The following is a 22,095-nucleotide window of genomic DNA, read 5'->3' as shown; positions in this document are numbered from 1 at the left end:
CCAGCAGGAAACTGTTGGGGGATTTTTTAGCTTACAGCAAAATGCGTGATTACTGATTTAAAAAGCTGACCGCTTTATCTGGGAAGTCAGTAAACAAACCATCCACCTTCACTTGGTTGTAGTACACATCCATCATGCCTTCAAAACTGTCCGTGTACGCTGGAATGCGTCCTGGATCGGCACGGAACGTGTATGGATGCACTTGCAAGCCAGCGTCTTTTGCAGCCTTCATCAACGGCTTGATGATGATATTGTCTTTGGTTGACTTATCATCCACCAGCATCGGCTTCCAAGGTCCAATACCTTCGGCGTAACTCGCCACTTTCTTCATGCCGTCGGCTTCGAACATCCAATCATAGCTGTATGGCGTTGCTGTATCGCCTTTGTACACCATAGTTTCGTTCCAATCGGTGTAAGCCATGAGCTGAACGAGCTTTAAATCCATGTCCATTGCGGGCATCAACTCACTGTTAATGCGTTGCAGTTCGTTCGCATCAAAACACTGCAGGTAAACTTTGTCGTCTTGCGAGTCGTAACCGTACTGCTTCAAGACTTTAAGCACCGCTTTAGAAATGTCCTTACCTTCATGACGATGGAACCAAGGCGCTTTAATTTCTGGGTAAATACCGATGTCGTAACCCAACGTCTTGTTAAGTCCTTGGATCAACTCAATCTCTTCAGCAAAGGTAGGAACGGTAAAATCCGATTTCCACATAGGGAATCGTGTCGGATAACCAGCGACTTTATTACCTTTATCATCGATATTAAAGCCTTCAGTTACTCGCAAGGATTTGATTTCAGCCAGAGTGAAATCAATCGCGTAATAACGGCCGTCTTTGCGTGCACGATCAGGAAAACGCTCCGCAACATCCGTTACGCGATCCAAGTAATGGTCATGCAATACGACCAACTGGTCGTCTTTCGTCATTACCACATCTTGCTCTATGTAGTCAGGTTTCATTGCGTAAGCAAGCGCTTTGGCTTCTAGCGTGTGCTCAGGCAAGTAACCCGATGCGCCACGGTGTGCAATTACAAGCGGTTTCGCAATCGCACCAGCTGAGAGGCTAAGTGCTAAAAAAGTAAGACATACTGACTTTGTTTTCATTGTTATTTCCTTGATAAAGCGAAGAGGCAGTATTCCACTGCCTCTTTAAATAAATATTACGCTAGCGCTTCCTTTTCGCGCTCTTTTTGCTCGTGGTGCGCACGCTCACCTAAGAAGGCGTACATCAAACACACAATAGAAGTAATACAAGAACCAACTAAGATGATAAAGCCACCATCCCACCCAAAGTGGTCTACCGTGTAGCCCAGAATCGCGTTTGCGGCAACTGCCCCACCTAAGTATCCAAATAAACCAGTAAGACCAGCAGCAGTACCAGCGGCTTTCTTCGGAGCGAGTTCAAGTGCGTACAAGCCAATCAGCATAACCGGACCATAGATTAGGAAGCCAATTGCAATCAGTGCCATCATGTCCACCATTGGGTTACCAGCAGGGTTAAACCAGTAAACCATCACTGCAACGGTCACTAGCACCATAAATAAGATGCCAGCAGGTGCGCGACGACCTTTAAACAGTTTGTCTGAAATCCAACCACACAATAACGTGCCTGGAATGCCGGCCCATTCGTATAAGAAGTAAGCCCATGACGATTTATCTACCGAGAAATCCTTCGCTTCTTTTAGGTAAACAGGTGCCCAGTCCAGTACGCCGTAGCGAATTAGGTAAACAAATGCGTTTGCAATTGCAATCGACCAAAGGAGCTTGTTGTTGAATACATACTTAAAGAAGATTTCCTTGGCTGTCATTTCTTGTTCGTGCGACTTGTCATAGTCATCAGGATAATCGTCTTTATATTCTTCGATCGGTGGCAAACCACAAGATTGAGGCGTATCGCGAACCGTCATCCAAACAAACACAGCAACCAACGTGGCGAAAAATGCAGGAACATAAAATGCAGTGCGCCAATCATCGTTAAATGCCCACAGGCCAAGAATAAATAGTGGACCAATCAAACCGCCACCCACGTTGTGTGCCACGTTCCAAACCGAAACGATCTCACCACGCTCTTTACGTGACCACCAGTGCACCATGGTTCGTCCACATGCGGGCCACCCCATGCCTTGGAACCAACCGTTCAAGAAAAGCAAAATGAACATCGCAGTGACGCTGCCAGTCGCCCATGGCATAAAGCCAAAGCAAAACATAACCAATGCAGACATCAACAGGCCGCCACTAAGGAAATAGCGAGGGTTGGAACGGTCAGATACGCTGCCCATTAGAAATTTAGAGAGACCATATGCAATGGAAACAGCTGCCAGCGCGACACCTAAGTCACCGCGGCTAAAGCCTTGCTCGATAAGATAAGGCATCGCCAAACTGAAGTTTTTACGAACCAAATAGTAACCGGCGTAGCCAACAAATATACCGATAAAGAGTTGCCAACGGAGGCGAGAGTAGGTGCTATCGATACTGCCTGGGGACAGACGATCAATGTGCGCCTTAGGTTTGAATATTCCAAACATAGGAACCTCATTATTTTGTATGCGATGGTAAAAAACACAAAAGGAGCGAACGAAACAAAAAAATATTCGTTCGAAAGTTCATGAATTGTATTGAGTTAGGATTTTATTTCTGTGACAAATGTTGCACATGAATTAAATATAAGTAAATACAGTAAATTAGAGCACATTAATTAGACCATCGTTCAACTTTACTCATAATTAGTTAATATGAAACTGATGTTTCAACCTCTCATTTGAGCATTCCAATTCGAAACCAATGAAACAAAGGCTCGAATAAGAACACAAATTAACCGTAAAAAGGGTGTTTCACATCCATCCTTGTTACGCGAAACCACTAAATAACTAAAAAGATGAAAAATGTTCGCGCTTAGTATCAAACGAAATAACAAAACTAATGTTATCTGAACTCAAACCTAGACAGTGATTCACGAACACAAGACATAAACCGCGTTTATTTTCCTCTCCATTTTCATAATTAACACTAATTTGGATAACAAGTTCCTCTCGAGATATAAACATTGCAACGCATTTTCTTATATCACCGCTAGTCCTTGATGTACTTGACCTCACCTTACCTCTTTAGGGTTAATTACTACGCAAAATCTGAGTAATAAATCCCCAAGCACGTAGCAGCTTCACAAAACTCCTCTTACCAGTTGTGCATTCTTTTTCACATCGGTAATTTGAGCGCTTCCCAAACACACTTCGTAGCAAAGAAATTCTTTTCGTTGTTTTCTTTTTCGATTAAAAGATGCGCCATTTAACAAAAACGAAGACTTTGATTAACAATTTTATGCTCAAACGCTCATTTTTAACGCGCGTTTGTTTTCGCAAACGTTTATATGTGCACAATAGTATCGTGCTAGACAGGCAAAAATGATCAAAGGACTTTTAACATGACAACGAACAAACACCCCTCTCTGCTCGGAGAATGTTTGGCCGAGTTTATCGGTACAGGACTACTTATCTTCTTCGGCGTAGGCTGTGTCGCAGCCTTAGTTCTAACAGGCGCATCATTTGGACAATGGGAAATCAGTATTGTATGGGGCCTAGGTGTCGCCATCGCTATTTACTGTACAGCCGGCGTTTCAGGCGCGCACATCAACCCAGCGGTAACCATCGCACTCGCTATGTTCCATGGTTTTGATAAGGCGAAAGTGGTGCCATACATCATCGCCCAAATGCTTGGCGCATTCTGCTCTGCTGCGTTGGTTTACAGCTTATACAGCAACCTTTTCACCGACTACGAAATCGCACATAACTTCGTCCGCAGTAGCCAAGATGCACTAGCAACCGCTGGTATCTTCTCAACCTATCCACATGCTTCTCTCTCTTTCTTTGGCGCTTTTGCTGTGGAATTCGTTATCACTGCTGTGCTGATGTTTGCGATTTTGGCTTTGGGCGATGAAAATAACGGCGCTGCACGAGGTGCAATGAACCCGCTGTTAATCGGTATTTTGATTGCCGTGATCGGTGGTTCTCTTGGTCCACTAACTGGCTTCGCGATGAACCCTGCGCGCGACTTTGGACCGAAACTGTTCGCTTACTTCGCAGGCTGGGATTACGCTCTGACAGGTGCTAAAGACATTCCTTACTTTATCGTGCCTTTACTTGCTCCGATTGCAGGTGCGTGTTTTGGTGGTTGGTTGTATCCAAAAGCGATTGCGGCTTACCTTCCACAACAAGGCCACGGCTGTACAATTCCAAACCAATGTGAGACGGAAGAAGAAACAGAAGAAGCTAGAGCTTAAAACTGACGCAACTCGAACATTTACTAAAATATAAATAACGAAACAAAAGGATTCTTACCATGACTGAGCAAAAATACATTGTTGCCCTAGACCAAGGTACGACAAGCTCTCGCGCAGTAATTCTTGATCATGACGCGAACATCGTAAGCGTCGCACAGCGCGAATTTACTCAGATTTATCCAGAGGCAGGTTGGGTAGAACATGACCCAATGGAAATCTGGGCAACACAAAGCTCTACGTTGGTAGAAGCTCTAGCTAAGTCTGGCATCCGTAGCGACCAATTGGCGGCTATCGGTATTACTAACCAGCGTGAAACTACTATCGTCTGGAATAAAGAAACAGGCAAACCCGTTTACAATGCGATCGTATGGCAATGTCGCCGTACTGCTGACATCTGTGAAGATTTAAAAGCGCGTGGTCTAGAAAACTACGTACGTGACAACACAGGTTTGGTGCTTGACCCTTACTTCTCTGGCACTAAAGTGAAATGGATTCTGGACAACGTTGAAGGCGCGCGCGAAGACGCAGAAGCAGGCAAGCTGTTGTTCGGTACCGTCGATACTTGGTTAGTTTGGAAGATGACTCAAGGCCGCGTTCACGTGACCGACTACACTAACGCATCGCGTACCATGCTATTTAACATCAACGATCTATGTTGGGATCAGAAAATGTTAGATGAGCTTGGTATCCCAGCATCTATGATGCCAGAAGTAAAACGTTCATCGGAAGTTTACGGTAAGACCAACATTGGTGGTAAAGGCGGTACTCGTATTCCTATTTCTGGTATTGCTGGTGACCAACAAGCTGCGCTTTACGGCCAAATGTGTGTTGAAGCGGGTCAGGCGAAAAACACTTACGGCACGGGTTGTTTCTTGCTAATGAATACGGGCCAAGAAAAAGTCACTTCGACGCACGGCCTACTGACAACTTTGGCTTGTGGTCCTAAAGGTGAGCCTGCTTATGCACTTGAAGGTGCCGTATTCATGGGTGGTGCTTCTATCCAATGGCTACGTGATGAATTGAAAATCCTAAACGGTGCAGAAGACTCTGAATACTTCGCAACCAAAGTGGATACCTCAAACGGCGTTTATGTCGTGCCTGCCTTTACTGGTTTAGGCGCACCATACTGGGATGCCTACGCACGTGGCACGATTGTCGGCCTTACTCGCGGCGTGAACTCAAACCACATTATCCGTGCGACTTTGGAAGGCATCGCTTACCAAACTCGTGACGTACTGGATGCGATGCAAGCCGACTCAGGTATTAAACTTGCGAATCTTCGCGTCGATGGCGGTGCGGTAGCGAACAACTTCCTAATGCAGTTCCAATCAGATGTATTGAATACAGAAGTACACCGCCCTCAAGTAACAGAGGTTACCGCTCTTGGTGCAGCCTACCTTGCAGGTCTTGCCGTGGGTTACTGGGACAGCATTGACGAGTTGCAGAATAAAGCGGTGCTTGATCGCACGTTTGAGCCGCACGATGATGAAGAAAAGCGCAATCGTCGTTACAAGGGTTGGAAACGCGCAGTGAAATGTGCACAAACATGGTCTGAACTTCACGACGAAGAAGATTAATCTCATCTCCATAAGAAAAAAAGAGCGCCATTTGTGCGCTCTTTTTGCGCTTTATCCCCGATTCCTGAACTCGCTTACTTCTCACAACGAGCAAATTCGAGCACAATAGAGCTTCGAATTTGAAGCATTGGCCGTTACCAATGCACAAGGGAGTGGTAAGTGAAGCAAATACCTCGACACCAGCAGATTGTTGAGTTGGTGAAAAAACAAGGCTATGTCAGCACGGATGAGTTGGTAGAAAGATTCAATGTCAGCCCACAAACCATCCGACGCGATCTTAATGAACTCGCCGACGACAACAAAATTCGTCGTTATCACGGTGGTGCAACCATCCCTCTCAGTTCTGAAAACACATCTTACAACACGCGTAAAGCGCTCAACTTCAATGAAAAAGATGTCATTGCAGACGAGGTAGTCAAACACATTCCAGATGGTGCCACACTATTCATCGATATTGGCACCACACCAGAAGCGGTTGCGCGAGCGCTCAATAAAAACCATAAACAGCTACGCGTGGTTACCAACAATATCAACGTGGCAACCATTCTCTTCCCCAACCCAGAGATCAAAGTCATCTTAGCAGGCGGTGAAGTTCGAAGTCGCGATGGCGGCATTGTTGGAGAAGCCACTCTCGACTTCGTTAAACAGTTCCGTCTCGACTTTGGCATTCTTGGCATCAGTGGTATCGACTTTGATGGCTCGCTATTAGACTTTGATTACCACGAAGTAAGAGTCAAACAAGCGATCATCGACAACAGCCGCAGTGTATTTCTTGCCGTCGACCACACCAAGTTCGGGCGCAATGCCATGGTGAAGCTAGGCAATATCGCTCAGCTCAACATGATCTTTACCAACAAGCAGCCACCAGAAGAAATCTTGTCGATTTTAAAAGAAGCTTCAATTCCACTTGAAGTCGTTGAAGCGAACGAGACAAACTTCGAAAACGAGTAGTTTCAATCATTAATTTGCCTCTCAAATGACCTCTGTCTTAATTAGGCAGAGGTTTTTTTGTGCCTAAATCACACAAAACGCTCACAAACGAAAATAATAGATGATCACAAACGAAACCTAAGCTAGGATTAGATCATGTTCTAAAATGCTCGTTCGCTCACCAAGAGGTCAAATTTATGAGTATACAAAAAAATGCTTCCACTACTAGCTCATCCACTACCTTAGACTTGATCGTAATTGGTGGCGGCATCAACGGGGCTGGTATTGCGGCAGACGCAGCTGGCCGCGGTTTGAGTGTTGGCTTATACGAAGCAAATGACTTCGCGTCCGCTACTTCTTCGGCAAGTTCTAAACTGATCCACGGCGGTTTACGCTACCTTGAACACTACGAGTTTCGTTTGGTTTCGGAAGCGCTCGCAGAACGTGAAGTTATTCTTCGCAAAGCGCCTCACGTTGCCCTACCAATGCGTTTCCGTTTGCCTCATCGCCCATTCCTACGCCCAGCTTGGATGATTCGCTGTGGTCTGTTCCTTTACGATAACTTGGGTAAACGTACGACTCTGCCAGGCAGCAAAACCGTCAACTTAGCGAAATCGGGCTTGCTAAAACCAGAAATGAAAACCGGTTTCGAATACTCTGACTGTTGGGTTGATGACGCGCGTTTAGTATTACTTAACGTTCTGGCTGCTCGTGAAAACCATGCAGAAGTACGTAACTACTGCCGCGTAGAAAAAGCACACCGTGAAGGTGGTATCTGGCATGTCACAATTCATGACGTGATGACAGACCAACGTTTCGAACGCAAAGCAAAAGCACTAGTAAACGCAGCTGGCCCTTGGGTAAAACAGTTCTTTGATGATGGATTAGAGCAAGCCTCTCCTCGCAACATTCGCTTAATCAAAGGCTCGCACATCGTTGTTCCTCGTATCCACAACGAACCGCAAGCCTACATTCTTCAAAACAAAGACAACCGCATCGTATTTATGATTCCTTACTTAGATAAGTTCTCAATCATTGGTACAACAGATGTGGAATACAAAGGTGATCCACGCGAAGTGGCGATCTCAGATGACGAAGTCGATTACCTCATCGACATCGTAAACCAACACTTTGTCCACCAGTTGACTCGCGAAGATGTGGTTTGGACATACAGCGGTGTTCGTCCTTTATGTGACGATGAATCTGACTCTCCGCAAGCGATCACACGAGACTACACGCTAGAACTCGATGCGGAATACGACCATGCACCTCTGCTTTCTGTCTTTGGTGGTAAGCTGACGACCTACCGTAAACTGGGTGAAGCGGCAATGAAAAAGCTGGCTCCTTTCCTACCAGAGATGGGAAGCGACTGGACGGCAAATCAAACCCTACCAGGTGGTAACTTCAGCTGTAGTCGTGAACAATTAGCTAAACAAATTCATGCTAAATACGCTTGGGCGCCAGAAGCATTGATTCTTCGTTACGTAACACAATTTGGTACCCAAACGTGGAACTTAATGGAAGGCACAGCAAGCGAAGCTGACCTTGGACACGCGTTCTCATCGCAAACCGGCGGTGTTTACCAACGTGAGATCGACTACTTAATGAACCATGAAATGGCAATGACCGATGAAGACATTTTGTGGCGTCGTACCAAACTTGGTCTGTACATGAACGATGAAGAAAAGCAGGCTTTATCGGACTATTTAAAAGAAAAGCTACAACAGAAAGTGGTTAATCTTTCTCAAGTTGGCTAACTGCTCCTCTCCACCCCACTAGAAAGCCTGCCTCGCTGCAGGCTTTTTTATTTTGCTGTTTTTACACCACACTTTGGCTTGCTTCACTTGATTACAAATAAGAGCAACTATTCATAGACATTTAGCGTTAAATGCAATCATACTCATTTGAATAATTATCCCTGAATAACTTCATGGCGCTGGGTTCAGAACGTTATCACTGATGCACTTCCCGGAAAAAATGCAGTGGAAGAACAGGCTCTTTCCGAGTTATTTGGGGAAAGGCTCAGACAAGGAAAAGAAAATGGGTTTTATGATTGAACATTGGGATTTTTCAACCCCAGAAGCAACTCAGCAATCCACAACGGCGGAGCAGATTCAAGCCAAACATTGGTACCATTGTGAACGGCTGCATCCCGATATTCGTGGCTGGCTAGAGCAAAACCAAGTGCCACGTGCCACTGTTGATCACCTGTTAGCCGACGAAAGCCGACCGTCTTTCCACCCTTTGGATGACGAGAACTTCATGTTGATTTTACGAGGAGTCAATATGAATGGCGATGCTTCACCAGAAGACATGCTCAGTATTCGAATTCTCTATTTTCAAGGCGCACTGATTTCAACACGTAAGATCCCATCGCGTGCCATCATGGAAATTCGTCAAGCATTGGCGGAACACAAAGGTCCGAAAAGCCTTGCTGGTTTACTTCATCAGATTATTGAAGGATTAAATAGCAAAATAGATGTTTACCTTGATACGATTGAAGAGACGTTAAACCAGTTTGATGTGAATGATGAATCGACGTACAAGCATATGGCGACTCAAAAAGCGCTTATTTCCATCAAACGTTTTATTCGCCCTCAGCAATATGCTATTCGTGATCTCGTTGAATCAGAGTCCGAGTTGGTGGCTTTAAGGCCCCATCAATATCGCTTCGCCCACAATAATATTACGCGCATAAATGAAACACTTGAGTTTTATCTTGGAGAAGTCGCACTCTTTCAAGAAGAAATCAAACATCATCGTGACGAGAAAACTAATAAAAACAGTTATCTATTTACCTTGGTGGCGACTATTTTCTTGCCAACCAGCTTCCTAACAGGTTTGCTTGGCATCAACATTGGCGGTATGCCAGGCGTGGAATCCGCCATGGCGTTCACCTGGTTCTGTATCGCTTTAATTGTCATCTTTGCTCTAGAGTGGTGGCTATTCAAACGCTTGGGGTTCACGAATAAAACGGACGACGAAGACGAATAAGCGCTAATCCTATAAAGAACAAAAATCAAAAGAGGAGCGCGCGGCTCCTCTTTCTCTACTCACATTAGCGCCCTATCCGGGATGACCATCAACGCGAGGGGTAATAAGCATCACGCCAAAGCGCCAAACAAACAGGCCAAATGCGACAATCCACAATCCGCCACTGATATTAATCCACAGCATCATATTGGCAGGATCAAATATCACGGCAAAACTGCGAACCAAAGCTGCCGCGGTAATCGCCGCAAACGCAAGGCTCATGTTCGGACCTTTGTAGATCATGCGACCAGTATGTCCCATCGTCACGCGTGCGATCATCGCTAAAATCAAGCCGCCTAATGCACCTATCGCAAACAGGTGAATCAGGTTATGGCTGGCAAATGCATCTCCCCAAGTGCCTCGCAAAATTAAGCTTAGTGGCAAACACAAATACGCAGCATGCAGCGACCACACTAAAGGCTCGCTCAGGGTTAACCAAGGTTTCCAACGAACAAAACGCACCAACTGAGCAACTCCTGCAAACAGCATCAACGGATTGCCTAATTCTGCAAACGTCACAGGGAAAAAGCTCAGCACAAATAGCATTACCAACGGCAAGTTCGCGAACCATTCTAACCAAGCCAGTGGTTGCGCTTTTTCGAAATTAAATCGACGCGCAGTAAAGAATGGAATCACACGCCCGCCCATGACCGACAGTAACAACGTAAACCACCACAACATCGCCTGCCATACAGCAGAAGAGCTAAACGGCGGCATGCCTTTTATCGTCGCGTAACTTGCAAAGTTCGCAAAGATGGCCAAAAGAAACAGCGGTACAAAAAACAAGTTACGCCAGCCTTTGGCTCGATACACACGAATGCCCACCTCATAGGCGACAAACAGTAAAAATACCGCTTCGATACTACTGGTTAACCACAACGGTGCTGGTGTCCAAAGCAATATGCGGGGCACTAACCACAAGCCAAATAAAGCCAGAAGCATGTAATGCTTGGTGCCATTAATGCCAGTCCAGTTTTGTACCGCGGTCAGTACAAAGCCAACTACGATTGCCATCGAAAAACCGAACAACATTTCATGTACGTGCCACCATAATGCCGGTACAGCTAATGCGTTTGGCTGTCCGCTCTGGAACATCCACACCCACAACGCGATCGCAACAATGGCGTAAATCGACCCAAACAGAAAAAACGGCCGAAAGCCTAATCGCAGCCATGCGGGGATTTTTTCTTCCACTTTTTTATCGGTGATATTCAGCATTATCTTGCCCTCAAGCGTCTCTCGATGCTGGTTAACTCAACTACAATATTGATGCTACCATAAACATGCATAAAAAATACATGTTAAGAGTTAAGATTATACTTAAGAGGTAAAGTTGTGCTTCAGAGGCGGGTTAGGTATAAACGGTGAGAGACACAACCATCAGTTAAGGGATGCAACGAAGATGTACATATTTGGCTATGGCAGTTTGATTAATTCTGCGTCACGTAAGTTAACCGGACAAACGGGAGAAGCCATTCCCGTCATTGCTCATGGACTGGTGCGCTACTGGGGAAAAATTGATGACAGCTACACTCTGTCTCCTCTGGTTGTAAACCAAGGCGATGGGCAGGTCAACGGCGTTTTACTCGAAGTGAATGAAGAGGCTCTCGCAGAATTCGATCGCCGTGAGCGTGGTTATCATCGTATTCAAATTCAGCCAGATCAAATAGAAACGGACGCGAACTTTAACCAAGAACATAGCATCTGGGTTTACGTAAAAGACGAGCCATTACCACCGTGCGTAAAAAGCCCAATCATGCAAAGCTATGTCGATACCGTGCTAGCAGGTTGCTTAGAAGTATCTCATGCGTTTGCAGAGCATTTTGTGCGTCACACCATTGGCTGGCAACACGCAAAAGAAAATGACCGCCACCAACCTAAATATGGCAACCTTGCAGGCGTGCAAAAGTATCATTACGAGTTGATTGATAATCTGATTGCCCAAAATTCGTAGCTCAATCCCATCTATAAAAACAGCTCTAAACTAAGAGCTGTTTTTACAATAGAGCGACCAGTGAACTGATTAAACAATTCTCACCCCAGTCGGCATCGCTCTTTCTGGCGTAAGCAACACACTTTCGGACTCATCATCCGTTTCTGCGCATAACAACATACATTCAGAGGTTTCACCGCGCATTTTGGCTTTGGCAAGATTACACAACACGACCACTTGTTTGCCCATCAACTCTTCCTCGGTGTAATAAGGTACTAAGCTGATTACGGTTTGAAGTGTTTTTTCACCAATATCAATTTGCACAATGTACAGCTTGTCTGCATTTTGATGACGAGCCACTTCAATGATTTTTCCGGTACGAATTTCCAGTTTGGCAAAATCAGAGTAAGCGATAGTTTCCATAATTAAAACCTCAGTAAAGTTTTACTAAAAAGATAACGTTTACACTATCAGTAAGCTTAATAAATACAAGTGGTAAAGATCTCATTTCCGAAAGCAAATCTCCTATCAAATTGAACTTATTACACAATGGGTGTTTAATACTTCCAGTCAAAATTTTTAGCCACTAAAGGTTCTATATGGCAACGATCAAGGATGTCGCGAAAGAAGCCGGTGTTTCGGTCGCAACGGTTTCTCGCGTGATCAACAAGTCCCCAAAAGCCAGTCAATCATCGGTAGAGTCGGTCACCAAAGCAATGAGTAAATTGGGTTACAGACCCAATGCCGCAGCTCGTGCCCTGGTGAGCCAAAGCACCAATACCATGGGTGTGTTGGTGAGTGATGTGTCCGATCCTTTCTTCGGCACGCTGGTCAAATCCGTCGATAATGTCGCGCGCGAAAATGGCAAACATATCTTGATTGGCAACGGTTACCATAATCCAGAAGATGAGCGTCAAGCCCTAGAATTACTGATCAACAGCCGTTGCGATGCAATAGTCATCCACTCGAAAGGCTTATCTGATGAGGAGCTAATTGGCTACGCCCAAGAAGTAAAAGGTATGGTGCTTATCAATCGTCATATCCCAGAGCTGGCTGAACGCTGTATTTCCCTTGATAACCGCAAAGGAGCATTCCTCGCGACAGAATATTTAATTCGTCACGGGCATCGCAAAATCGCTTGCATTGCCTCATCCCACGATATCGAAGATACCGATGAGCGATTGCAAGGTTACCAAGCAGCATTGAAAGAACATGGTATTGAACTCTCCAAAAGCTACATCGAATACGGTGAACCCAACAGTGATGGTGGCGAAGTTGCGATGACCAACCTGTTAACCAAATCTTTGGAGATTACTGGAGTGGTGGCCTACAACGACTACATGGCCGCTGGCGCACTGGCAGCGTTAGATCAAAATGGCATTGACGTACCAAGTAAGGTTTCTATGGTCGGGTTCGATGATGGCTTAATCGCCCGCTTTGTTCACCCTAGCTTGACTACTATTCGCTACCCAATCGAGATGATGGCAGAACGCGCCGCCCGTTTGGCTTTGGCGCTATCTCGTGACGAAAAAATTGAAGACGAAACCATTATTTTTAGCCCAACTTTAGTACGAAGAAACTCTGTCGAGCGTTGTTGATGGTGAATAATCTGTAATTTGAAAACGAAAAGCCCGCTCAGGTTATTGAGCGGGCTTTTTCTTTGAGCACTTGTCGAGACGATATGGACTCTAGCTCAAGGCTTCGTTCGGTTTTGCAGACTTCACGTCAACGCCTTCCGCAAACTCACCACGCTGTAATTTTTCTCGTAAAATCGCGTGTTGGTCTTCGGTAAATGTGTAGCGAGACATAATAAAGATGCGCACTAAAGCTCCCAATGCGGGTAGCAACGCAATACAGAAGAACATGCCACTGAGCGCGGTTTCCGTTTGCACCGCATTTGGTACATAGCCAATCATCGTCAAGATTACCCCCGTTAAGCCGCCCGCTACCGCAACAGAAAGTTTGCCTGTAAAGGTTTGTCCCGAGAACGTGATCGCCGCTGTACGTTTGCCACTGTGGTAGTACGAGTACTCTACTGTGTCTGCAATCATGGCCGAGATAAGAGGGTTGGTCATCATAAAGATGCCTGTAATCACCGCTAACCACGCCATCACGACCGTTGGATTATCATAGCCAGTAAAATAGAACCCAATGCGAGCGATGATCTCTAAAACACACAGCGCAATAAAGATGTCACGTTTTTTGAAACGCTTTGTCAGCACAGGCGTAGCCAAACACGCAATCGCACTTACCAAAGTGATGGTACCAATCAGAGAGACTAACCCTGCGTCACCCATGTTGTATGTGAAGAAGAAAATGTATAAGCCATTCACCAGATTGAAGAACACATTCATGAAAAACGCTGCCAGAATAAAAAACAACGGCTTGTTTTTACGAACGGCTTGAAAGGTTTGTTTTAGCGTGACTTTTTCACAGCTCTTCGTCGAGATGCGTTCTTTGGTGTTATAAAAACCGTTCAGCATGAAGAACAAACCCGCAATCATCAACACAATCACAGCTGGTAAGTAACCCTGATCTGCCCGGCCATCAGCGAAGTAAGCGCTCAGTTTTGGGAACACAACCAAAGTCGCACCAATACCCGCATTCACCCCTAACATGGCACAAGTTGCCGCTTTTGCTCGCTCTTGTGGTTCATCCGTCATAACAGAAGACATAGACCAAAACGGCACATCAGAAATGGTGTAAAGCGTACCCCAAAGAATGTAAGTGATACCGGCATACATCACTTTTGTCGATGTATCAGCATCGATGTTATAGAAAGCGGCCACCGTGACCAGAACAATCAGAACCGGCGTAAACAGCATGTAAGGGCGGAATTTACCAAAGCGAGAGTCTAACGTGTCCATGTATCCGGCAATGAGCGGATCGTTTACCGCATCCCACACACGAGCAATCAAAAAAATCGTACTCGCCGCAATTGGAGAAATGCCCAAAATATCGGTATAGAAATAAAGAATAAAAGAGCCGACTAGACCAAAGCTAAAGCACTGGCCTACCCCATAGCCGAAGTAAGACATCAGCTCCTTATTAGTGAGTTTGTTTTGTAGAGTAGTCATTGTTCACGTCTCAATTGATTTTATTGTAAATAAGAAACCGACCCATTTCTCAGAGTCGGCTCACAGGCAATTAATCCACTTCTGCGAGTGTTTTGATCAATTGCACTTCGCTTGCGTCATACGGCTGTCCTTGCTCATCAAGCAGATCGTGGAACCATTGACTCGCATAGTTTGCATCGCTACGTTTTATCTCTGGCCAAGGCAGATGCGTTTGTGTTTTTCCTTTCACTAATCCCCACTGGTAGCAGCCAATGTTTTTCTGTTTAAAGACCGGAAGCTGTTCGTGCATGTACGATTGCGCATGACGAGCAAGCCACTCAGTACACATCATTGGTCGGTTGTAGCTTTCTACAATTTCAACGGCTTTATGGAACAGATCGAGTGGTAAGTAAGCGTGGAAAGTAATGATGTCCGACAGCTCCATCGCTTTTCGATCGGTTGGGTGTTCATAAATCGGTAGACTTCGGTCAAGAATGCTTGGCGCATGCCAAGCGCCGACGGTAAGAGGCTGAGTTGGGTTTTCTTCACGTGCCCACTCAAACGCTTTTTCCATCAGCTCATGGCTAAAGATTTCCATTTCTTCGTCATAAGCGATCTCACCCGTAGTGGTGAAAATCATGCGGTTGGTTGGCTCGTTATAGAGATCCCAAATAACGATTCGAGGGTCATTTTTGTAGGTAGAGATGATGTCGCGAATATACGCTTCGACCTCACCCCACATAGATTTGTCCATCACCACATTGCGACCAGGACTTGCTGCTGCTTGGCTGTTGTGCAAATCCGGTACGGGCGCTTTTTGTTCACCAAGATAAGGATGGTCGCCCGAGAAACCGCAGTCATCCATCGGCGTGAGCATCACTTTGATTTGATTGCGTTCGCAAATATCCAGAAAGCGCTCAATTCGCGCATGTAAACCATCGCGATCCGCTTGCCAAACTATAAATGGTAAGTTGGTACGTAAAGTGTTGTAACCCACATCATGCGCCCAAGCTAACTCTTGTTCCATCACCTCAGGTGCAAAAGATTCCGCTTGCCACATCTCATTCCAGTTAACCGCTGTGCGCGGTAAATAGTTAAAGCCACGTAGCCAGCCATGCTCTTTTTGCCATTGCCACGCTTTCTCTTCCGACCATCTTTTCATCTTACTCACCTTAAAACTAAATTATTAACTAATAATATTAGCTAATATATTAATTAATAATTTAATGACTAGGTAGTCAAAGAATAAACGTGGTTAAAATCACAGCTTTTAAGTTGCTCTGACTTACTTTTGTGATCTTTATCTTTAAAGGATGATCCGAACTTAATCTTTAGCTAATATCTTTAGCTAACGAAATTAAGTAAAAGAACAGAATGGCTAAAAAAATCACCATGAGTGACATTGCGGCGGCGGCTGGCGTCTCTCAGTCGACCGTATCGCTGGTATTGAATGGCTCAACTTCCGTAAAAATCGCGGAAGCGACCAAACGTAAAGTGCTCGAAACCGCAGAATCACTTGGCTACAAAAACAAAAAGGTTGCCCATGCTTTGGGACGCCCTAAAAAGATCGCATTGGTGATCAACGGCTTAACCAGTTATGACCCATTTATCGATGCCATCAATGCAGCGAGAGAAGAAGCGTGGTCGAACGACTACATATTGGTGACGTTCAATTACAGCCATGATGAAGTGTTGGCAAGCAAGATTGAGTCGGAGATCAACGGCGGTGATTACGCAGGCTTGGTTTACGCATCCAGTATGACGCGAGAGTTGGAGCAGCAACGCGTCACAACTTCCTTACCGACTGTACTGCTGAACTGCACCAACGAAGAACACACCGAAACGCCAAGTATTTTGCCGGCCGATATGATTGGAGCTTACAAAGCAGTTTCACACCTCACGACGCAAGGCTATCGTCGCATTGCCATGCTGTCTGGTGAAAGTTGGATGCTAGCCAGTAAGCAACGTGCCGATGGTTATCGTCAGGCTCTCATTGATGCAGACATCATTCCTAACTCAGAGTATTTAGTCGATGCAAACTGGTCGCTAAAAAAAGCGCACCAGCAAACACTGGCACTACTGAATATGGAGCAACCGCCAGAAGCGATTTTCTGTGGCAGCGACTATATGGCAATGGGGTGCTACCAAGCGATAGCGGAGTTGGGGTTGAAGATTCCTCAGGATGTTGCCGTTGTCGGTTACGATAATCAGCAAATCGCCTCTGAAAGCTTCCCAGCATTAACGTCGGTTGAACTGCCCTACTCAGACATGGGTAAACTCGCAATCGAATCGTTGATGGCACTGATTGAAGCGCAACCGTTGCTTTCTAACAAACGCAAAGTAGAGGGTGAGCTCATCGTTCGAACCTCTTCGACAAAAACAAAAAAGGTGGGCATGTAGCCCACCATAACACCCAAAGTCGTTGGAGTTGCAGCATCGCTGCCGCTGCAAGTTCAAAGGGCAGAAGTGCTATCTAAAATTCAAACTGATAAGTAGTTTGATGCTGATAGCAATCCCCAGAGATCAACACCCCATTGTTGAGTCCCCATTCTGGTTTGTTTGGCCCGTCTGGAAAGTATTGCGTTTCCAATGCTAGGCCGTCATAGCGTTCGTAAGTTTTACTTGCACCGGGCGTACCGGCTAAGAAGTTCCCTGAATAAAACTGGATGGCAGGCTTGGTGGTTTTCACCTTCATCACCACATCTTCTTTTGGTGCAATTAAAACCGCAGTGACAGACACGCCATCGGTCACTTCAGGCATGAATACAAAGGCGTGATCGTAGCCACCAGCAGTTTTCAGATCTTGCTCGGCAAGAAATTCTTGGCCAATCGATTTTGGTTCGGTGAAATCGAAACTGGTACCCGAAACTGGTTTTTGTTCACCGGTAGGAATTAACCCCGCATCCGTTGGCAAGTAATACCCAGCATTGAGCTGTAAAGTATGATCCAAACTTTTCGCGCGGCTCGCCTCACCAGCCAAGTTAAAGTAGGCATGATTGGTTAAATTCACTGGCGATGTTTTGTCGGTCTTAGCATCATAGGCGATAGCTAGTTCATTCTCGTCAGTGAGCGTGTACATCACCTTCACATCGAGGTTTCCCGGATAGCCTTGGTCACCGTCCGGGGAGCGAAGTGAAAAAGTGACCTGTTGATCATTTTGCTCTTCAACCTTCCAGCGGCGTTTATCAAACCCTTCTAGGCCACCGTGCAGTGAGTTTTCACCGTTATTGATACCAAGTTGATACTTCTCTCCGTCTATCTCAAACTGCCCCTTCGCAATTCGGTTAGCAAAGCGGCCAACAATGGAACCGAAGTAAGCGTCTTGCTTCATGTGTTCAGCCATATTTGGTGAGCGCAACAACACTTCACGGTTTTCACCATTTACCGGTAATGTGCAACTCAACCACGTCGCACCAATATCCATAAACGACGCTGTCATACCATTCGCGTTGGTCAAATGAATCAGAGTCGCAGTTTGGCCATCAAACGACGGCGTTTGCGCCATCGCTTGTTCTAGTTGTTGAAAATAGGCTTTCATCATCATTCCTTACAGCACTTCAACCAAACCCGCACCATTTTTGGCTTGGCAGACATAAATCGACTCTTTTAAGCCCGTAGCCGCTTGGTATTTCGCTTCAACTGCCGCTTTCACATCATCAACCAGTGCTGGCGGTACAAGTGCCACGATGCAACCACCAAAGCCACCGCCAGTCATGCGCACGCCGCCTTGATCGCCGATCACCTCTTTGACTATCTCCACCAGCGTATCGATTTCTTTTACCGTAATTTCGAAATCATCGCGCATCGAGGCATGAGACTCGGCCATCAGCTCACCCATGCGCTTCATGTCGTGTGCTCGTAGCGCTTGCGCCGCTTCTACCGTACGATCGTTTTCTGTGATGACATGACGGGCACGTTTGGCCACCATTTCATCCAGCTCAGCGACTTTCTCGTTGAACTGCTCAATCGTCACATCACGCAAAGCTTTCACACCGAAAATACGCGCCGCTTCTTCACATTGCTGACGACGAGTGTTGTATTCGCTGTCGACCAAACCACGTTTTTTATTCGAGTTGATGATCACGACTGCCATCTCTTCTGGCATGGAAACCGATTCCCTTTCTAGGCTACGGCAGTCCAATAGCATCGCGTGATTTTCACGCCCTTCCGCTGAAATCATTTGGTCCATGATGCCGCAGTTACAACCGACGAATTCGTTCTCGGCTTGCTGACCGTTTAACGCGATTTCGGCTTGGCTGATCTCAAGATTGAACAGCACTTTAAAAGTTTGACCGATCACCACTTCCAATGCCGCCGATGAGCTCAAACCCGCGCCTTGAGGCACGTTGCCGCTGACTGAAATATCCGTCCCAGTAAACTGGTAGCCACGCGCCAGAAGACACTTCACCACGCCGCGAATGTAGTTCGCCCACATTTTGTCTTGCTGGAAGGTAATGGCTTGCGTGATATCGAACTCGTCCACTGCGTTGCCATAATCGACCGAAACCACACGCACGATATTGTCTTCACGCTTTGCCGCCGCCACGACCGTTTGGTAGTTAATGGCACACGGTAGGACAAAACCATCGTTGTAATCGGTGTGCTCACCAATCAAGTTCACACGACCAGGCGCTTGAATAATATGGCTAGGTGCGTAGCCCAACACTTGCTCAAATGACGCTTTCACATTTTGGATAAGTTCAGACATAGGGACGTTCTCTTAAAATAGTAATTTGTGTGGGATAGCGCGTTGAGCCTAACTTTCTATCTGTAAAGTCGCGCTATCCCGTTATTCGTAATCAGTCCAATTTAAAGACTTAGCATTCTTTGTAGTGGACATCACTTACATCACGCAGACGCTGCGCCGCTTGCTCTGCGGTGAGGTCACGTTGGCTTTCTGCCAGCATTTCGTAGCCCACCATGAACTTACGAACCGTGGCACTACGCAGTAGTGGCGGATAAAAAAGCGCATGAAGCTGCCAATGGTCGATGTCTGTGCCTTGGTCAAAAAACGGCGCGTAATGCCAACCCATCGAGTAAGGGAAAGAGCATTGGAATAAATTGTCGTAACGGCTGGTCAGCTTCTTGATCGCTCGCGCTAAATCGTCTCGTTGCTCATCGTTGAGTTCGCTCATGCGACGAATGTGCGTTTTCGGCAACAACATAGTTTCGAACGGCCACGCGGCCCAGTAAGGCACGACGGCCAACCAGTGTTCGGTTTCTACCACAATGCGTGAGCCGTCTTTGAGTTCCGCTTGCACGTAATCCACCAGCAAGTTGCTGCCGTGTTCTTGGTAGTACGCTTTTAGGTTGTGCTCTTTGCGCTCGATTTCATTTGGTAAGAAGCTGTTCGCCCAGATTTGACCGTGCGGATGAGGCTGAGAACAGCCCATGGTTTCGCCTTTGTTTTCGAACGCCTGAACCCAAACGTACTCTTTGCCGAGCTCTTCAATTTGCTCATTCCATGTATCAATCACGCCACGAATTTTATCCACTGGCAGCTCCGGTAAGGTTTTGCTGTGATCTGGCGAGAAGCAAATCACTCGGCTCAAACCACGCACGCCTTGCGTTTTGAATAGCGGGTTGTTTGACTCCGGTGCATCTGGTGAATCCACCATCAGCGCAGCAAAATCGTTATTGAACACATAGGTGCCTTGGTAGTCTGGATTAACATCGCCAGAGATACGTTCGTTGGTTGGACAAAGGAAACATTTACCGTCATAGCTTGGTAGTTCATCCAACGCGGGCTTTTCATCTGCGCCACTCCAAGGGCGTTTAGCACGGTGAGGTGAAACCAAAATCCATTGCCCAGTCAGAGGGTTGTAACGGCGGTGTGGATGATCCACTGGGTTAAATTCGACATTCGACATGTTACTTACTCAACTTTTAAGAATTCTTTCATCTGCATTTCTCAATGAAATTGGAAAGTGCAGACAACAATGCGGCGACGTAAACTACGCAGGGGAATAGCCATTGGGATTTTTTGACTGCCAGTTCCACGTATCGGCGGTCATTTCAGCCACCGTGCGTGTTGCTTTCCAGCCTAGTTCACGCTCGGCTTTTTCCGTGCTTGCCCAACATTCAGCAATATCCCCTGGACGACGCGGACATAACTCGTAAGGCACAGGTTTACCGCAAGCGGTCGCGAGCGCATCCACCATCTCAAGTACGCTCGAGCCTTTACCTGTACCTAAGTTGTAAATGTGCAAACCCGATTTCTCACCCACCGATTTCAAAGCCGCAATATGGCCGTCGGCCAGATCCATCACATGGATGTAATCACGTACGCCCGTGCCATCAGGGGTTGGGTAGTCATTGCCAAACACGGAGAGTTTTTCACGGCGACCAACGGCTACTTGGGCGATAAACGGCATCAAGTTGTTGGGAATGCCTTGTGGATCTTCCCCCATACTGCCCGATGGGTGCGCGCCAACTGGGTTGAAGTAACGCAGTAAGGTGATGCTCCAATCGTTTTCAGCATGGAACAGATCGCTTAAGCACTGCTCCACCATATATTTGCTGCGTCCGTATGGATTGGTGGTTGCACCTGTTGGTGAATCTTCCGTAATCGGCACTATTTCAGGGTCACCGTAAACCGTTGCCGATGAACTGAATACGATGCTTTTCACGCCCGCTTTACGCATACTGCGCGCTAACACCAATGAGCCATTGACGTTGTTGTCGTAGTACTCAAGTGGTTTTGCCACCGATTCGCCAACCGCTTTGAGGCCAGCAAAGTGGATCACGGCTTGGATGTCGTGCTGCGCGAACACCGTATCCAAAAATGCTTCGTCACGGATGTCACCTTGGTGGAACGCAGGCTGCTTGCCTGTCAGCGCTTCAATACGGTTTAACACTTCCAGTTTGGCGTTACACAAGTTGTCGACGATGATAGGTTCTATTCCCGCTTCAATCATCTGAACGCAAGTGTGACTACCGATATATCCCATACCGCCTGTGACAAGAACTTTCACTTTTGCTTCTCCACGTTTGCTGCTTTCTGTTCATACCTCACTCTGATGCGCTAAAAGCCAATCGCCATTGCATCGAATCGGAACGCCCATTTCTTAACTGGCTAAAAGTCTAGCAACCAATCTCGATCCAGATCCGTGATCGAATTCAAATTGTGTAAACGTTTCCACAAAATTACACAAAAGCTTTATTTTAGATGCTAACTTTAGTTAAATTAAACCAAGAAGATGATGAGCTGTGAAGATGAGTCGAGCAGATACCGCTCTCTTTCGTGGATCGCACGATTTTACTAAAAGTTTGTGCATCCCTAAGTAGCT

At 46.2% G+C, this 22,095-nt stretch carries 18 protein-coding genes; 8 read left to right on the top strand and 10 right to left on the bottom strand.

Features of this window, described 5'->3' with window-relative positions; all coding sequences use genetic code 11:
- Nucleotides 1-49: 49 nt before the first annotated feature.
- Both glpQ and glpT read right to left on the bottom strand, forming a co-directional pair.
- Nucleotides 50-1,105 carry a glycerophosphodiester phosphodiesterase gene (gene glpQ, locus FKN08_RS00740; RefSeq protein ID WP_068864588.1) on the bottom strand — a complete coding sequence of 352 codons (1,056 nt, stop codon included), beginning with the start codon at nucleotides 1,103-1,105 and terminating at the stop codon, nucleotides 50-52.
- A 56-nt stretch (nucleotides 1,106-1,161) separates the two neighbouring features.
- Entirely contained in the window at nucleotides 1,162-2,526 is a 1,365-nt protein-coding gene (glpT, locus tag FKN08_RS00735) for a glycerol-3-phosphate transporter (RefSeq protein ID WP_006742417.1), read from the bottom strand.
- Between the two features lie 896 nt (nucleotides 2,527-3,422).
- Here glpT and FKN08_RS00730 point away from each other — a divergent pair.
- From FKN08_RS00730 to FKN08_RS00710, 5 genes are all read left to right on the top strand, one after another.
- A complete protein-coding gene (locus FKN08_RS00730; RefSeq protein WP_046875005.1) occupies nucleotides 3,423-4,277 on the top strand; it encodes an MIP/aquaporin family protein in 855 nt (284 codons plus the stop codon).
- A 59-nt stretch (nucleotides 4,278-4,336) separates the two neighbouring features.
- Nucleotides 4,337-5,854, top strand: a complete 1,518-nt coding sequence (gene glpK, locus FKN08_RS00725; protein ID WP_006742415.1) for a glycerol kinase GlpK — start codon at nucleotides 4,337-4,339, stop codon at nucleotides 5,852-5,854.
- A gap of 159 nt (nucleotides 5,855-6,013) precedes the next feature.
- Nucleotides 6,014-6,805 (top strand): DeoR/GlpR family transcriptional regulator, encoded by a 792-nt coding sequence (locus FKN08_RS00720; RefSeq protein WP_006742414.1) that lies wholly within the window; start codon nucleotides 6,014-6,016, stop codon nucleotides 6,803-6,805.
- 176 nt (nucleotides 6,806-6,981) lie between these two features.
- A complete protein-coding gene (gene glpD / locus FKN08_RS00715) occupies nucleotides 6,982-8,541 on the top strand; it encodes a glycerol-3-phosphate dehydrogenase (RefSeq protein ID WP_170891036.1) in 1,560 nt (519 codons plus the stop codon).
- Nucleotides 8,542-8,824: 283 nt separating this feature from the next.
- Nucleotides 8,825-9,778: a CorA family divalent cation transporter gene (locus tag FKN08_RS00710; protein ID WP_012841472.1), complete on the top strand. Its 954-nt coding sequence runs from the start codon at nucleotides 8,825-8,827 to the stop codon at nucleotides 9,776-9,778.
- A 72-nt stretch (nucleotides 9,779-9,850) separates the two neighbouring features.
- Here the strand turns inward: FKN08_RS00710 and FKN08_RS00705 are convergent, their stop codons facing one another.
- The gene (locus tag FKN08_RS00705) at nucleotides 9,851-11,035 is read right to left on the bottom strand and encodes an NnrS family protein (RefSeq protein ID WP_170891035.1); all 1,185 of its coding nucleotides are present in this window, start codon (nucleotides 11,033-11,035) and stop codon (nucleotides 9,851-9,853) included.
- A 184-nt stretch (nucleotides 11,036-11,219) separates the two neighbouring features.
- Here FKN08_RS00705 and FKN08_RS00700 point away from each other — a divergent pair, with 184 nt between their 5' ends.
- On the top strand, nucleotides 11,220-11,771 hold the full coding sequence (locus FKN08_RS00700; protein ID WP_170891033.1) for a gamma-glutamylcyclotransferase family protein: 552 nt from the start codon (nucleotides 11,220-11,222) through the stop codon (nucleotides 11,769-11,771).
- Between the two features lie 69 nt (nucleotides 11,772-11,840).
- Here the strand turns inward: FKN08_RS00700 and FKN08_RS00695 are convergent, their stop codons facing one another.
- Nucleotides 11,841-12,173: a tRNA-binding protein gene (locus FKN08_RS00695; RefSeq protein WP_170891031.1), complete on the bottom strand. Its 333-nt coding sequence runs from the start codon at nucleotides 12,171-12,173 to the stop codon at nucleotides 11,841-11,843.
- Between the two features lie 176 nt (nucleotides 12,174-12,349).
- Between FKN08_RS00695 and FKN08_RS00690 the strand changes: the two genes are divergently transcribed.
- Complete coding sequence (locus FKN08_RS00690; protein WP_104970889.1) at nucleotides 12,350-13,348, top strand: substrate-binding domain-containing protein; 999 nt, start codon at nucleotides 12,350-12,352, stop codon at nucleotides 13,346-13,348.
- 90 nt (nucleotides 13,349-13,438) lie between these two features.
- On the opposite strand, the gene FKN08_RS00685 is transcribed toward FKN08_RS00690, so the two are convergent.
- The gene (locus FKN08_RS00685) at nucleotides 13,439-14,827 is read right to left on the bottom strand and encodes an MFS transporter (protein WP_249373346.1); all 1,389 of its coding nucleotides are present in this window, start codon (nucleotides 14,825-14,827) and stop codon (nucleotides 13,439-13,441) included.
- Between the two features lie 70 nt (nucleotides 14,828-14,897).
- A complete protein-coding gene (locus FKN08_RS00680) occupies nucleotides 14,898-15,968 on the bottom strand; it encodes a cellulase family glycosylhydrolase (protein ID WP_048625922.1) in 1,071 nt (356 codons plus the stop codon).
- A 212-nt stretch (nucleotides 15,969-16,180) separates the two neighbouring features.
- Here FKN08_RS00680 and FKN08_RS00675 point away from each other — a divergent pair, with 212 nt between their 5' ends.
- Nucleotides 16,181-17,206: a LacI family DNA-binding transcriptional regulator gene (locus FKN08_RS00675; protein WP_167426284.1), complete on the top strand. Its 1,026-nt coding sequence runs from the start codon at nucleotides 16,181-16,183 to the stop codon at nucleotides 17,204-17,206.
- 73 nt (nucleotides 17,207-17,279) lie between these two features.
- Here the strand turns inward: FKN08_RS00675 and galM are convergent, their stop codons facing one another.
- From galM to galE, 4 genes are all read right to left on the bottom strand, one after another.
- Entirely contained in the window at nucleotides 17,280-18,344 is a 1,065-nt protein-coding gene (gene galM, locus FKN08_RS00670; protein WP_170891029.1) for a galactose-1-epimerase, read from the bottom strand.
- Nucleotides 18,345-18,353: 9 nt separating this feature from the next.
- Nucleotides 18,354-19,514 (bottom strand): galactokinase, encoded by a 1,161-nt coding sequence (gene galK / locus FKN08_RS00665; protein ID WP_170891027.1) that lies wholly within the window; start codon nucleotides 19,512-19,514, stop codon nucleotides 18,354-18,356.
- 109 nt (nucleotides 19,515-19,623) lie between these two features.
- Nucleotides 19,624-20,676, bottom strand: coding sequence for a UDP-glucose--hexose-1-phosphate uridylyltransferase (locus tag FKN08_RS00660; protein ID WP_017447731.1), 1,053 nt, complete (start codon nucleotides 20,674-20,676; stop codon nucleotides 19,624-19,626).
- Nucleotides 20,677-20,760: 84 nt separating this feature from the next.
- A complete protein-coding gene (gene galE / locus FKN08_RS00655) occupies nucleotides 20,761-21,780 on the bottom strand; it encodes a UDP-glucose 4-epimerase GalE (RefSeq protein WP_170891025.1) in 1,020 nt (339 codons plus the stop codon).
- Nucleotides 21,781-22,095 lie beyond the last annotated feature (315 nt).

This window comes from Vibrio sp. 1-2 (7-a), from assembly GCF_013048515.1.
GTDB classification, from domain to species: domain Bacteria; phylum Pseudomonadota; class Gammaproteobacteria; order Enterobacterales; family Vibrionaceae; genus Vibrio; species Vibrio diabolicus.
The sequence above is the reverse complement of the archived record's forward strand: the minus strand, read 5'-3'. Positions and strand labels throughout refer to the sequence as shown.

Coding starts and splice junctions, on each gene's coding strand:
- glpD (WP_170891036.1), top strand. CDS start 6,982: ATGAGTATACAAAAAAATGCTTCCACTACTAGCTCATCCACTACCTTA.
- glpQ (WP_068864588.1), bottom strand. CDS start 1,105: ATGAAAACAAAGTCAGTATGTCTTACTTTTTTAGCACTTAGCCTCTCA.
- FKN08_RS00695 (WP_170891031.1), bottom strand. CDS start 12,173: ATGGAAACTATCGCTTACTCTGATTTTGCCAAACTGGAAATTCGTACC.
- FKN08_RS00690 (WP_104970889.1), top strand. CDS start 12,350: ATGGCAACGATCAAGGATGTCGCGAAAGAAGCCGGTGTTTCGGTCGCA.
- galM (WP_170891029.1), bottom strand. CDS start 18,344: ATGAAAGCCTATTTTCAACAACTAGAACAAGCGATGGCGCAAACGCCG.
- FKN08_RS00680 (WP_048625922.1), bottom strand. CDS start 15,968: ATGAAAAGATGGTCGGAAGAGAAAGCGTGGCAATGGCAAAAAGAGCAT.
- glpT (WP_006742417.1), bottom strand. CDS start 2,526: ATGTTTGGAATATTCAAACCTAAGGCGCACATTGATCGTCTGTCCCCA.
- FKN08_RS00675 (WP_167426284.1), top strand. CDS start 16,181: ATGGCTAAAAAAATCACCATGAGTGACATTGCGGCGGCGGCTGGCGTC.
- FKN08_RS00730 (WP_046875005.1), top strand. CDS start 3,423: ATGACAACGAACAAACACCCCTCTCTGCTCGGAGAATGTTTGGCCGAG.
- FKN08_RS00660 (WP_017447731.1), bottom strand. CDS start 20,676: ATGTCGAATGTCGAATTTAACCCAGTGGATCATCCACACCGCCGTTAC.
- FKN08_RS00700 (WP_170891033.1), top strand. CDS start 11,220: ATGTACATATTTGGCTATGGCAGTTTGATTAATTCTGCGTCACGTAAG.
- galK (WP_170891027.1), bottom strand. CDS start 19,514: ATGTCTGAACTTATCCAAAATGTGAAAGCGTCATTTGAGCAAGTGTTG.
- FKN08_RS00685 (WP_249373346.1), bottom strand. CDS start 14,827: ATGACTACTCTACAAAACAAACTCACTAATAAGGAGCTGATGTCTTAC.
- glpK (WP_006742415.1), top strand. CDS start 4,337: ATGACTGAGCAAAAATACATTGTTGCCCTAGACCAAGGTACGACAAGC.
- FKN08_RS00705 (WP_170891035.1), bottom strand. CDS start 11,035: ATGCTGAATATCACCGATAAAAAAGTGGAAGAAAAAATCCCCGCATGG.
- FKN08_RS00710 (WP_012841472.1), top strand. CDS start 8,825: ATGGGTTTTATGATTGAACATTGGGATTTTTCAACCCCAGAAGCAACT.